Below are 353 nucleotides of genomic sequence, written 5' to 3'. Positions count from 1 at the left end.
TGCGAAGGCGAGGAATTTGAAATTGCAATGTAGAAAGGAGCTCTTATGGAACAAAAACAATTGTATATAGCCTACGGCTCAAATATCAATCCTGAACAGATGGCGTATAGATGTCCCAATTCCAAAGCCGTAGGAACGTCAGTGATCAAGGATCATGAATTGGAATTCAGAAGTTACGCCACTATCGTGCCGAAAAAGGGCGCGAGCGTTCCCGTTGTGATCTGGGAGCTTGAAGAAAGCGATATTACCGCTCTGAACCGATACGAAGGCTACCCCCGGCAGTACAGACAGGAAAAAATGACGTTTGAGCTTGGCGGCAAAAAATACGAGGGCATGGCGTATCTTATGAATAA

At 45.3% G+C, this 353-nt stretch carries 1 protein-coding gene; it reads left to right on the top strand.

Annotated features, from left to right (window positions below; genetic code table 11):
- Positions 1-45: 45 nt before the first annotated feature.
- Positions 46-353 (top strand): gamma-glutamylcyclotransferase family protein (locus ACYQ0N_RS15430; protein WP_460163196.1); only part of this gene is annotated, 308 nt, incomplete at its 3' end.

The organism is Ruminococcus sporogenes, from assembly GCF_054655175.1.
This window is presented reverse-complemented; position numbering and strand designations above follow the sequence as displayed.